12 protein-coding genes are annotated in these 12309 nt (G+C 67.0%); all 12 read right to left on the bottom strand.

Features of this window, described 5'->3' with window-relative positions; translation table 11 throughout:
- Nucleotides 1–19 precede the first annotated feature (19 nt).
- Nucleotides 20–697 carry a cysteine hydrolase family protein gene (locus tag ACTG4X_RS02645; protein WP_440533171.1) on the bottom strand — a complete coding sequence of 226 codons (678 nt, stop codon included), beginning with the start codon at nucleotides 695–697 and terminating at the stop codon, nucleotides 20–22.
- A 58-nt stretch (nucleotides 698–755) separates the two neighbouring features.
- Entirely contained in the window at nucleotides 756–2342 is a 1587-nt protein-coding gene (locus tag ACTG4X_RS02640) for an ABC transporter ATP-binding protein (RefSeq protein WP_440533170.1), read from the bottom strand.
- Nucleotides 2343–2511: 169 nt separating this feature from the next.
- Nucleotides 2512–3222 carry a biuret amidohydrolase gene (gene biuH / locus ACTG4X_RS02635; protein WP_440533169.1) on the bottom strand — a complete coding sequence of 237 codons (711 nt, stop codon included), beginning with the start codon at nucleotides 3220–3222 and terminating at the stop codon, nucleotides 2512–2514.
- Nucleotides 3223–3227: 5 nt separating this feature from the next.
- The gene (locus tag ACTG4X_RS02630) at nucleotides 3228–4220 is read right to left on the bottom strand and encodes a formamidase (protein ID WP_440533168.1); all 993 of its coding nucleotides are present in this window, start codon (nucleotides 4218–4220) and stop codon (nucleotides 3228–3230) included.
- A gap of 5 nt (nucleotides 4221–4225) precedes the next feature.
- Nucleotides 4226–5149 (bottom strand): ABC transporter permease, encoded by a 924-nt coding sequence (locus tag ACTG4X_RS02625; protein ID WP_440533167.1) that lies wholly within the window; start codon nucleotides 5147–5149, stop codon nucleotides 4226–4228.
- Nucleotides 5146–6207 (bottom strand): ABC transporter permease, encoded by a 1062-nt coding sequence (locus ACTG4X_RS02620; RefSeq protein ID WP_093076739.1) that lies wholly within the window; start codon nucleotides 6205–6207, stop codon nucleotides 5146–5148. Before ACTG4X_RS02620 ends, ACTG4X_RS02625 begins: the two co-directional genes overlap by 4 nt.
- Nucleotides 6208–6230: 23 nt before the next feature.
- Nucleotides 6231–7355 (bottom strand): BMP family ABC transporter substrate-binding protein, encoded by a 1125-nt coding sequence (locus ACTG4X_RS02615; RefSeq protein WP_093076738.1) that lies wholly within the window; start codon nucleotides 7353–7355, stop codon nucleotides 6231–6233.
- A 51-nt stretch (nucleotides 7356–7406) separates the two neighbouring features.
- Nucleotides 7407–7787 carry an oxalurate catabolism protein HpxZ gene (hpxZ, locus tag ACTG4X_RS02610; protein ID WP_093076736.1) on the bottom strand — a complete coding sequence of 127 codons (381 nt, stop codon included), beginning with the start codon at nucleotides 7785–7787 and terminating at the stop codon, nucleotides 7407–7409.
- The gene (locus tag ACTG4X_RS02605; RefSeq protein ID WP_440533166.1) at nucleotides 7784–8617 is read right to left on the bottom strand and encodes an ABC transporter ATP-binding protein; all 834 of its coding nucleotides are present in this window, start codon (nucleotides 8615–8617) and stop codon (nucleotides 7784–7786) included. The genes hpxZ and ACTG4X_RS02605 overlap by 4 nt, the downstream gene beginning before the upstream one ends.
- Nucleotides 8614–9441, bottom strand: a complete 828-nt coding sequence (locus ACTG4X_RS02600; RefSeq protein ID WP_440533165.1) for an ABC transporter permease — start codon at nucleotides 9439–9441, stop codon at nucleotides 8614–8616. Before ACTG4X_RS02600 ends, ACTG4X_RS02605 begins: the two co-directional genes overlap by 4 nt.
- A gap of 5 nt (nucleotides 9442–9446) precedes the next feature.
- Complete coding sequence (locus tag ACTG4X_RS02595; protein WP_440533164.1) at nucleotides 9447–10448, bottom strand: ABC transporter substrate-binding protein; 1002 nt, start codon at nucleotides 10446–10448, stop codon at nucleotides 9447–9449.
- Nucleotides 10449–10460: 12 nt separating this feature from the next.
- Nucleotides 10461–12194 (bottom strand): allophanate hydrolase, encoded by a 1734-nt coding sequence (gene atzF, locus ACTG4X_RS02590; protein ID WP_440533163.1) that lies wholly within the window; start codon nucleotides 12192–12194, stop codon nucleotides 10461–10463.
- Between the last annotated feature and the right edge of the window lie 115 nt (nucleotides 12195–12309).

The following is a 12309-nucleotide window of genomic DNA, read 5'->3' as shown; positions in this document are numbered from 1 at the left end:
GTAGTCGCTGGCGTCGGCGTCAAGAAGAAGGGCTGCTGTTCAACGCCTCGAGCAGCGCGGCGCTCGGCGCGGTCCAGCCGACGATTGCGCCTTGTGCGCGGACCATGTCGAGCGTGGCCGCCTTGAATGCCGGGAAATAGCTTTCGGTGCAGTCCTCGAGCAGCAGGCTGTCGTAGCCGCGGTCGTTGGCTTCGCGCATGCTGGTCTGCACGCAGACCTCGGTCGTGACGCCGCCGAACAGCAGGTGGGTGATGCCGCGCTGCTGCAGCAGTTCGTGCAGGCCGGTAGCATAGAACGCGCCTTTGCCGGGCTTGTCGATGACGATCTCGCCGTCGATGGGGGTGAGCGCTTCGATGATCTGGTTGCCAGGCTCGCCAGCCACGAGGATGCGGCCCATGGGGCCTTCGTCGCCAATGCGCAGCGTGGGATTGCCGCGGTTTCGCTTGGCCGGTGGGCAGTCGGAAAGGTCGGCGGCATGCGCTTCCCTTGTGTGCACTACGAGGCCGCCGGCTTGTCTCCACGCCCGCAGTGCTTCTTTGGCTGCGGGGACGATGGCTTCGAGCAGCGAGACATCGTTGCCCAGCGTTTCGCCGAAGCCACCGGGCTCGATGAAGTCGCGCTGCATGTCGATGAGGACCAGCGCTGTCTTTGCTACGTCGAACTCGTAGGGGAAGGGATTGGCTTCGTTTATGCGCATGCTTTTGCTCGCTGGTTCCGTGGGCGGGGGTGCGGCACCTCGAAAGAAAACGGAGCACTCATGCCGCCGCCTTCAACGGCTCGTGATGACCGCCGCCCATGTGGGCTCCGATCACATGCCGCTCGGCTCCGGCAGCCGGGGTCTCGAACACGATCTGGCCTTCGCTCATCACGACGATGCGGTCTGCCAGTTCGAGCAGTTCGTCCAGGTCTTCGCTGATCAGCAGCACCGCCCCGCCCTTCTCGCGTACCTGCACGATGCGTGAGTGGATTTCGGCGACGGCCGCGAAGTCCAAGCCGAACACCGGGTTCGCGGCGATCAGCACGTTGATGTCACCGGCCAGTTCCCGTGCCAGCACCGCGCGCTGTACGTTGCCGCCGGAGAGGCTGCGGATCGGCGCGCCTTCGCCCTGCGTCTTCACGCCGTACTCCGCGATCCATTCGCGCGCCCTGCTGCGCCAATACGGAAAGCTCAGCACACCGCCACGCGACAAAGGCGGTTGATCGAAATCACGCAGCGCCATGTTTTCCGCGACGCTGAGGTCGCCGACACAGGCGTTGCGCAGCGGCTCTTCGGGAAGGCTGCGGACTTTGAGCTTGCGGTTCTCGGCGCGATGCGCACCATAGGGCTGCCCCATTGCCGTGACCGTGCCCGCAAGGCGGGGACGCTGGCCAACGAGCGCCTCTACAAGTTCGCGCTGCCCATTGCCGGAGACACCGGCCACGCCGAGGATTTCTCCTGCGCGCACGGACAGGCTCAGGTCATGCAGCGCCAGCGTGCCGCGATCGCCCTGCGCCTTGAGCCCTTCGACCTTCAATGCAACCGGCGCATTGGCAGGCACGGGCTTCCTGGCAACAGGCGTCGATGTCGTTGCCTGCTCGCCACCCATCATGGCCTGCGCCAGTTGCGCCGGGCTGGTGTCAACCACGCGGCAGTGATGCACCGCCTTGCCCCGCCGCAGCACCGTCACGCTGTCGGCATACGCCATCACCTCGCGGAACTTGTGCGTGATGATGAGCACCGTGCACAGCCCGCTGCGCGCGAACTCGCGCACATGACCCAGCACCTCGTCGGCCTCCTGTGGCGTAAGCACCGAGGTGGGCTCGTCCAGGATCAGCAGGCGCGGCTTCAGGTACAGCTGCTTGAGCAGTTCGAGCTTCTGCTTCTCGCCGGCCGCGAGTTCCGAAGGGCGCACGTCCAGGTCGAGGCTGAACGGCGTGGTCGCAAGAAAGTCTTTCAGTTCCGCGCGCTTCGTCTTCCAGTCGATCAGCGCCGGCGTCTTGCCGCCTGCGAGCAACAGGTTCTCCGCCACCGTCATGCCGGGCGCCAGCGTGAAATGCTGGTAGACCATACCGATGCCCAGCGCGCGCGCCACGATGGGGTTGGCGATGTCCTGCTCGCGCCCGTCGATCAGGATGCTGCCCTCCTCCGCGCGCTGGAAGCCCGCCACGCACTTCACCAGCGTGCTCTTGCCCGCGCCGTTCTCGCCAAGCAGCGCATGCACGGTGCCGGGCTCGACGCGCATCGTCACGCGGTCCATGGCCGTGAAGGCGCCGAAGCGTTTGGTGAGCTCGTAGGTGTCGAGCGCGAGTGCACCAGTGCCTGAGGGAAGGCCGCCGATGGCGTGAGGTGATGTGGCGCTCATGTTCGTTTGCCATCCCTTGAGTGCGTGTTAGGGCCGATCAACGACCGCTCTGAACGATCACGTCGATGGGGTGCCTTGCGCAGCGAAACAAAGGAGGAGGCCGAAGGCCGGGGCACATTCGCGGAGCAAGGTACCCCGTCGGCGTGATCGCACCCCGAACAAAACAGCTTCATACAACCGCCAGCAAAGCCTGCGAGGTGGCATGCGCCCCGAACACGCCGCCCTGCATGGTGATCATCTTCAGCGCAGCAAGATGATTGCCGTAATCCGTCGCAGCCGTGCAGTCCGATAACAACAGGCACTCGAACCCCCGGTCGTTCGCGTCGCGCATCGTGGTGTGCACGCAAACATCGGTCGTGATGCCCGCAAGGATGATGTTCTCGATGCCGCGCGTACGCAGGATCAGTTCAAGATCCGTTGCGTAGAACGACCCCTTGCCGGGCTTGTCGATCACCACCTCGCCCGGCAGCGGCGCCAGTTCCGGAATGATTTCCCAGCCCGGCTCGCCGCGCACCAGGATGCGCCCGCACGGCCCGTCGTCGCCGATGCCCACGCCATTCGCACCGATCTGGCGCGACCGCCATCGCTTGTTGGCCGGCAGATCGCCGAGGTCGGGCCGATGCCCTTCGCGCGTGTGGATGATGTGATAGCCCAGCGGCCGCAGCACCGCCAGCGTACGCGCGATCGGCTTGATCGGCGCCTGCACCAGCGACAGGTCGTAGCCCATCACGTCGACGTACCCGCCCTTGCCGCAGAAGTCGGTCTGCATGTCGATGACGATGAGCGCGGTGTTGTCGGGCCGCAGCGCGCCGTTGTAGGGCCAGGCATAGGGCTCGGCGGCCACGTGGCGTTCGGTGGTGTTGGCGATGGTGGTGGTCATGGTCGTCATCCTGCGTAGTTGCGTTGCGGCGGCGCAAAGCCGCAACTCGTGCCGTCGGTCACCTTCACCTCGGCACTCCATGGCAGCCTGTAGGTGCCGGCGGCCATGTCGTGCATGTAGGTGTAGGGGCAGTCCTGCGCGCCGCCCTTCACCGCGACATACCCGCGGTGGTAGAGCTGGTAGATGTTGTTCTCCACGCCCCAGCCGGTGCGGGCCTCGCGCACGAGGTCGGGGCGCAGCTCGGCGGTGATGATCTCGTCCACGCGGCCGCCGCCCTCGACCAGCACGGTGCCGTCGAAATTGCAGAACATGCCCTCGCCCATCGAGTCGAAGCTGCCATCGCTGCCGCACAGGCACACGCTCGCGGTGTAGGCGAGGTTGCAGAAAGCGTTGGCCTGGTTGGTGATCTTCCACGCATGGCGGATGGGCGCGGTGTAGCCGGCCGTGCGCAGGATGATGTCTGCGCCCTTGTATGCGGCCTCGCGCGCCATCTCGGGAAACATGCCGTCGTGGCAGATGATGAGCGACAGCTTGCTGCCGTTGGGTCCGTCGCACACCGGAATGCCCAGGTTGCCGGGCTCCCACGGCTCGACCGGCACCCACGGGTGCAGCTTGCGGTAGTAGAGCCTGATCTCGCCGTGGTCGTCGATGATCAGGCCGCTGTTGTAGGGATTGCCGCCGGGGTTGGCTTCCATGATGGAGAAGCAGCCCCAGATGCGGTGTTCGATGCAGGCCTGTTTGAAGGCCGTCACCTCGGGGCCGTCGAGCGTGCACATGATCTCGGGGTTGGTGTCCATCGAGAGTCCGTGCAGCGCGTACTCCGGGAACACCACGAGGTCCATGGTCGACTGGTTGCGGCGGGCCTTGCCCACCATCTCGCAGATGCGCTGCGCCTGCGCGGCGAGGTCGGCCGGCGTCTTCACGCTCGGCAGCTGCAACTGCACCAGACCGACGACGACACCGTGCGCCGATTTGTTGAGGCCTCCGAGACCGCTCATGACGTTCAGCTCCTTGTCGACGAGAGTTCGCCGGGGCTGCCGACGGCCGCGCTACCCGGCTTGCAGGTGAACACCAGAATCACCAGCGTGAGCACATACGGCACGGTGTTGAAGAGGTGGTAGCCCCAGCCGATGCCGATGGATTGCAGAGCCGGGCCGATGGCGCCCGCGCCGCCGAAGAGCAGCGCCGCGCCCACGCAGCGCAGCGGGCTCCAGCGCGCGAAGATCACGAGCGCCACCGCGATCAGGCCCTGGCCGCTGGAGATGCCTTCGTTCCAGCTGCCCGGATAGAACAGCGTGAGCGACGCACCGCCGAGCCCGGCGATGAAGCCGCCCGCCGCGGTCGCCGCGATGCGCAGGCCCGAGACTGAGTAGCCCAGCGCGCGCGTGGCCTGCGCCGAATCGCCCGCCATGCGCACCAGCAACCCGGCGCGCGTACGCGCAAAACCCCACCACAGAAGCACCGCGAGCGCCACGCCGATGGGCACCAGCGCATTGAGCTGCAGCGCCGAGCGCACGACAGTGTTGTCGCTCCAGAAGCCCAGCGGGATCGCGGGAATCTGCGGCGCCTGCGGCTGGATGAGCGGCTTACCCAGATAGAACGCGAGCCCCGTGCCGAGCAGCATCAGCGCGATGCCGGTCGCCACGTCGTTCACACGGTCGAGCGAGCACAGCAGGCCGTGCAGCAGCGCAAGCGCCGCACCGGCCACCGCGCCGATCAGCACGCCGAGCCATGCGGAGTCGGTGAGGTAGGCACCGCCGAAGGCCGCCATGGCCGACAGCACCAGCACACCTTCGAGCCCGAGGTTGATGCGCCCCGATTTCTCGGTGAGGCATTCGCCCAGGCTCACGAAAAGGAACGGAGCGCCGACGCGCAGCGCGCCGCCGACGATGCCGGCAACCAGCGCGATCCATTGGTCGGCCGTCATGTGTAGCTCCTTGCCTCGGGCAGCATGCGGTCGCCGAACTTCTTCCAGTTGACCGTGCGCAGGCCCTCGCTCGCGAGGATCAGCACGAAGGCGATGCCCTGCAGCACCAGCACCGACGCATCGGGCAGGCCGAGCCGCCGCTGCAGCAAGCTGCCCGCTGCGCCGAAGCCGCCGAACAGGATCGCCACCGGCACGATGGCCACCGGGTTGTGCCGTGCGATGAAGGACACGAGGATGCCCGCGTAGCCGTACCCCGCGATCAGCGAGGCATTGGCATTGGTGTGCACCGCCGCCACCTCGACCGCACCCGCCAGCCCCGCGCACGCACCGCCGAGTCCGCAGGCCGAAAGAATGAGCCGCGTGGCCGGCAGCCCCACAAGCTGCGCGGTCCGCGGGTTGCCGCCCACCACGCGCACCGAGAAGCCCGAAGCCGTGGCGCGCAGCCACCAGCCGAGCCCCAGGCAGGCCACGACGCCGATCACCAGGCCCCAGTGCACGTCGGAACCACCGATGCCGCCTATCAGCATCCCGTCGTTCAATGCATAGGTCGAGGGCTTGTTCAGGCTCGCCGGGTCGCGCAGCGGCCCTTCGACCAGATGCTTGAAGATGCCGATGGCGATGTAGGCCAGCAGCAGGCTGCTGATGGTTTCGTTGATGCCGCGAAACTGCCGCAGCCAGCCCGCGAGAACGATCCACACCGCACCGGCGATGGCGCCTGCGATGCACACGATCACCGTGCCGATGACATTGCCGGGCAGCGGCACCGCATGCGCCAGCGCCGCGCAGGCCAGCCCACCCAACACCAGTGCGCCCTCGCCACCGATGATGATGAGCCCCGCGCGCGCGGGCAGCGCCACGCACAGCGCGGTGAGCATCAGCGGCGCAGCGCGCTGCAGCGTGTTCTGCCACGAGAACCAGTCGCCGAACGCGCCCTTGAACAACGTGGCCCAGACCTCCACCGGATCGACGCCCGCGAAGGCCACCAGCAGGCCGAACACCAGCAGTGCCGCCGCGATGGCGAACACCGGCAGTGCGAATTCCTTGAGCGCGTGGCGCATGGCGATGCTTGTTGCTGCGCGGCTCAGACCTGGCCGACGACGCCTTCGACGAGGTAGTTCATCTTCTCGAGTTCCAGGTCGGTCTGCTTGAGCACCTTGCCGGCCGGCACCACGACCGCACCCTTGTTGTCCTTGATGCCGTCCTTGAAGATGTCGAAAGTGCCCGCGATCATCTTCGCCTTGATGTCGTCGGCCTGTTTCTTCGCGGCGTCCGGCACCATGGGACCGTAGGCGGACATCTTCACGTAACCCTCCTTCAGGCCTCCGCGCAGGAAGTTGGGATGCGGCTTGCCGGTTTGCGCGGCTTCGATGGCGGTCTTGTAGGCAGTGAGCCAGTTCCACTCGGCGCCGGTGAGGTATGCATTGGGTGCCAGCTTGGCCTGGCTCGCGTGGTAGCCGCAGACCATCTTGCCGCGCTTGGCTGCCGTCTCGACCACCACCTTGGGGCCGTCCACATGCATGGTGAACACATCGCAGCCCTGGTCGGCCAGGCTGTTGGTGGCTTCGGCTTCTTTCACCGCCATCGACCAGTCGCCCGTGAAGATCACGCTGCAGGTGATGTTTGGCTTGACCGAGCGCGCGCCGAGCGTGAAGGCGTTGATGTTGCGCAGCACCTGCGGAATGGGCTTGGCGGCGACGAAGGCGATCTTGTTGCTCTTCGTCATGTGCGCGGCAATCACGCCGTTCAGGAACTGGCACTCGTCGATGTAGCCGAAGAAGCTGCCGACGTTCTTCGGGTGCTTGCCTTCGGTCCAGAGGCCGCCGCAGTGCGAGAAGCGCACGTCGGGGTTCTTGGGCGCGACCGCGAGGATGTGCGGGTCGAAGTAGCCGAACGAAGTGGGAAACAGCAGCTTGGCGCCGTCCTGCGAAATCATGCCGGCCATGGTCTTCTGCACGGCGGCGGTCTCGGGTACGTTCTCTTCCTCGACCACCTTGATGCCGGGCAGCTTCTTGATCTCGGCGGCGGCCATGGCGTGCGCCTGGTTGTAGCCGTAGTCGTCGCGTGCGCCGACGTAGATCACGCCCACGGTGAGCGGCTTGGGCTTGGCCTGTGCGCTGGCAAGGGCGCTCCAGCTTCCGAGGCTGCCTGCCGCGCCAAGTGCGGCCAGGGTCTTGAGGGAATCGCGGCGATTGAATTGGCTGGTCATGACGTACTCCGGTCTTGGATTTGAGGTGGGTGCAAAGAATGTGCCCGCGGGTCAGCCGAGCAGGCTCACGTGGGCGGCGACTACGCGCCAGCCATCGGCCGTGCGCAACCAGGTCTGGCTCTGGCGGCCGGTCTGGCGGCTGCCTTCGCGGCGGAACTCGACGTTGGCGGTCGCGAAGTCACGGCCGTAGGTGGTGATGACGGTGCGCAGCAGTTCGCGCGGCGGGCTCTGCTGGGGCAGCGATGCGCGGAATGCGCTGATGTCGGCGTGGCCGTAGTGGTTCTCGGAGAAGCCGTAGCGCAGCGTGTGCGGGCTGTTCCAGAAGAGCTCGTCGAGCACCGCGCGGTCGTTGCCGACCAGCGCCGCCTCGTAGCGCGCGAACACTGCACTCACTTCAGCGATCACATCGGGGATATTGATCTCGGGCGTCACCGGCGAACCTCCCGCTGGAAGATGTCGAGGCTGAGCTTCTTCATGGCGACGAAGCTCTCGGTGCTCAGCGTCTCGACGGTGCGCGGGCGTGCATCGCTGTAGCGCAGTATCTCGGCGACCTTGGTGGGCCGCTTGGTCAGCAGCAGCACTTCGTCGGCGAGGTACACCGCCTCTTCGAGGTCGTGCGACACCAGCAGCATGGTGGTGCCGGTCTGCATGAACACTTCCTGCAGCTTCTCGCGGATGAAGAGGGTCATCTCGAAGTCGAGCGCCGAGAAGGGCTCGTCGAGAAACAGCACCTCGGGGTTGGGCGCGAGCGCACGCATGATCGACGCGGTCTGCTGTTGGCCGCCCGAGAGTTCGTACGGAAAGCGCTTCAGGTCGAACTTCACGTCGAAGGACGCCACCAGTTCTTCCATGCGCCGGTCGACCTCGGCCTTGCTGCGCCCTTCGAGCTTCAGCGGATAGGCGATGTTGTCGATGGTGCGCATCCACGGGAACATCGCCTCGCGATAGTTCTGGAACACGTAGCCGATCTTGGTGTCCTTGCGCTGCTTGCCGTCGAACAGGATCTCGCCCGAATCGATGGGAATGAGCCCCGCGATCATGTTGATGAGCGTGGACTTGCCGCAGCCGTTGGGCCCGAACACCGAGACGATGGCGTGCTTGGGAATGTCGAGGTCGAAGTTCTCGTACAGCGGCCAGCCCGCGAAATACTTGGTGAGGCCGCGGATGGTGATGTGCGTGCCTGCCGGGCCGGGCTTGAAGGCCGGCTTGGGCACGTCGGCGTACACCGGGCCGTTGACGACGATGTCTTGCGTGACTTTCATCTTCCGCTCCAGTGCACGATGCGGCGCTCGGCAATGAGGAAGAGGATGTTCAGCGCATAGCCCAGCGCGCCCGCCGCAAGAATCGCCGCGTACATGCTCTTCACGTTGAGCACCTGCTGCGCATCGATGATGCGGTGGCCGAGCCCCGTGTCGGAGCCGATGAACATCTCGGCCACGATGACGATCACCAGCGCCATCGACACCGCCGAACGCAGGCCGACGAAGCTGGGCTGCAGGCTTTCCCACACCAGCACGTCCTTGAAGACCTGCCAGCGCGAGGCGCCCATTACGCGCGCGGCCATCACGCGCTGCTTGCGTGCGTTGATGACGCCGTAGGCGCTGTTGAACACCACGATGAGCAGCGCGCCGAAGGCCGCGATGGCCACCTTGTTGACGTCGCTCACGCCGAAGATCAGCAGGAACAGCGGAATGAGCGCGGACGACGGCGTGGAGCGGAAGAAGTCGATCAGGAACTCCACGCTGCGGTACGCCTTCTCGTTGCTGCCGAGCAGCACGCCCAGCGGCACGCCGATGGCCGCCGCGATGACGAAGGCCTGCACAGTGCGCCACACGGTCATGGCGAAGTCGGTGAGCAGCGGGCCGCCGGCCAGGCCGGTGATGAGCGCGGCGATGGTGTCGGCGGGCGTGGGCAGCAATATCGGCTTGATGAAGCCGAGCCGCACCACCAGGTCCCACACGATGAACAGCACCACCGGGCCTATGAAGGGCAGCATGCGGTCTCGCAGCGGCGGCTTGGGCGCGGCAGTGACCGTGCTGGCCGGCGGGGTCCACGGCGCGGCCGTGGTCGAGCTTGCGTCGGCCATGGTCGTCAGGCCTTGTAGAGGAGCGTGTCCACCACGACCTTCTTCTCGAAGATGCCTTTGTCGGTGAACAGGTCGTAGAACTTCTGGAAGTACGCGACGTCGCTGGGCTTGAACTCGTTGTAGAGCATGTACGACGCGAGCGGCACTTCCGCCGTGAGCTTGCCTTCGATGGCGGTGTAGCCCTTCATGAACTGGCGTGCCTCGTCGGGCTTGGTGCGCACCAGCTCCACGCCGCGCGCGTAGGCGGCGATGTACTTCTTGGCGATCTCGGGGTTCTTCTTGATGAACTCGGTGGTGAGGCTGGCTGCCCCGCCGTGCCAGGGCGCCATCGGGTCGCCGAGGATGTACTTGGCGACCACGCCGGCCTCGATGACGCGCGTGGTGCCGTTCATGCGGCCGACGGTGCCGGTGGGCTCCAGCGTGTAGCAGGCGTCGACCTGGCCCGCGACCAGTGCGGCCACGTGCTGGCCGATGGGCAGTTCGCTCACGGTCGCGCCCTTGGCGCCCGCGCGGTCCAGCATGGTCTTGCACAGCGTGACGTTCTGGATGCCAGGGCCCGAGGCGACCTTCTTGCCGGCCAGTTCGGCCATGGTCTTGATGGGGCTGTCCTTGGCGACGATGAATTCGTCGAGCACGTATTTCGCGTTGCTCGGGTTGGTGCAGAAGATCTTGAAGAGGCCAGGCTGCGCGATCTCGCCGATGGCGAGGTTGGCCGAGCCAGTGCCGTTGGCGCTGCCGTCGCAGCGGCCCGCGAGCATGCCTTCCATCACCTGCTGCGCGCCGGCGAACTTGAGCGGTTCGACGTCGAGGCCGGCTTCCTTGAAGTAGCCCTTGTCGACCGCCGCGAAGAACGGCAGGCCGGCGGCCACGGGCCAGAAACCGATGCGCAGCTTGGCGGCGCCCTGCGCACGCACGATGGCGGGCGCGGCCAGCACGGCCAGGCCCGCGGCGCCGGCCTGCAGCAGCTTTCGGCGACGCGATGCGGGAGGTTTGTCTTGGGTGCTCATCGGAACTCCTGGTCAGTTGGAACTCGGGGTGGCGCGGCTCGCGACGTATGCGCGCCAGCCGCCAAGGAGGGTCACGTCCTGCGCACCGGCCAGCGCGTGGCCCTCGCAGATGAAGCCTTTCACCCAGCAGCCGTCGGCCAGCTCGACGCTGCCGAGGCCCAGGGGCGGCGGAATGAGGGAGAGAAAGCTGCCGACCTGCGCCAGCGGAACGGCCCACACTTCGAGCGCGATGGCAGCGCCTTCACTGCCCTCGACCACACGCTGCAGGCCGGGCTTGGGCGGCACGGTGCCCGGCAGTGCGTAGAGGCGGTAGAAGGGCGAGGTCGTCGTGGCACGCAGCAGCTTGGCGCCGCGCTCGGTGAGCTGGGCGTTGAGCGGCATGCCCGAGAGATGCGCACCGACCACGGCGATGGGCAGGGTGCCGGCGTCCGGCGCGGCGAGGCCGGGAATGGCACGCGGCTCGGGCAGCGGCACGCCGGTCGCGCCTTGCGCGAGCCCGGTGGCGTGGTGGTAGCGCTGGCCCAGGTCGGCCAGCGCGAGGTCGCTGCCGCAGGGGCCGATCAGCGTGATGCCGAAGGGCAGGCCGTCCGCGCGCAGGCTGCTGGGCACGGAGAGCGCGGCGTAGTCGAGCAGGTTGACGAAGTTGGTGTACGCGCCGAGGTTGCGGTTCAGCACCACCGGGTCGGCGCGCATCTGCTCGCGGGTGTAGTGCGTGGGCGCGGTGGGCACGAGCAGCACGTCGATGTCACGCCACATCGGCTCGACCTGCTGCGCAATGGCGCGCAGCCGCGTCTGGGCCTCGAACACGTCGGCGGCGCTGTAGTTGCGGCCACTCGCAAGGATGCCGCGCACGGGCTCGATCACGTCGTCGCCGTGCGCATCGAAGAACTCGCGCACCGCGGCGTAGCGTTCGGCGACCAGCGCGCTTTCATAGAGCAGCGCGGCGGCCTCGGCGAGCGGGGCGTAGGAAATGGTCACTGGCGAGCCACCCATGGCCAGCAGGCGCGCGGTCGCGTCGTTGAACGCCCGTTCGGCGGCGGTGTCGCCGAAGAAGCTCAGCTTGTCGGGTACGCCGAAGCGAAAGTGCGCGGGCAGCGGCTTGCGGCTCAGGGCCAGGTCGCGCGAGTACGGGTCGCGCGCGTCGTGGCCGACTGCGGCGAGCAGCACGTCGACCGCGGTGGCGACGGTGCGCGCGAAGATCGAGACGCAGTCGGCGCTCTGCGCCGCGGGCACCACGCCGAAGGTGCTCAGCAGGCCGCGCGAAGGCTTGAGTCCGACGATGTTGTTGAGCCCGGCCGGCACGCGGCCCGAGCCGGCGGTGTCGGTGCCCAGCGCGAAGTCGACCTCGCCGGCCGCCACCACGTAGGCCGAGCCCGAGCTGGAGCCGCCCGAAACGTATCGCGCGTCGAAGGCGTTGGGCACTTCGCCGTACGGCGAACGCGTGCCGTTCAGGCCGCAGGCGAACTGATCGAGGTTGGTCTTGCCAGCCAGCGATGCACCGGCTTCGAGCAGGCGCTGCACCACGGCTGCATGGACCGTGGGAAGGCGGTCGAAGGCCGGGCAAGCGGCCGTGGTGGGCGCGCCGGCGACGTCGATGTTGTCCTTGACCGCGAAGCTCAGCCCGGCGAGCGGCAGGGCAAAGCCCAGGGCCTTGCCAGCCGCTGCGTCCGCCACGGGGGTCGCGAATTTCGCGATCCAGGCAGCGGCAGGCGATCCGCTTTCTCCGTTTTCTTCATGCACCATCATCAGGCATCCAAACATGTGTACAAGTTGAGATGCAAGCGGCGTGCCAGCGGAAACGCGGTGTGGCGCGGATCTGAAACGTGTCGGGGATTGGCCCCCTCCCCCCTCGGGGAGAGGG

Source organism: Variovorax sp. YR566 (genome assembly GCF_051992195.1).
In the GTDB taxonomy this organism is placed as follows: domain Bacteria; phylum Pseudomonadota; class Gammaproteobacteria; order Burkholderiales; family Burkholderiaceae_C; genus Variovorax.
The sequence above is the reverse complement of the archived record's forward strand: the minus strand, read 5'-3'. Positions and strand labels throughout refer to the sequence as shown.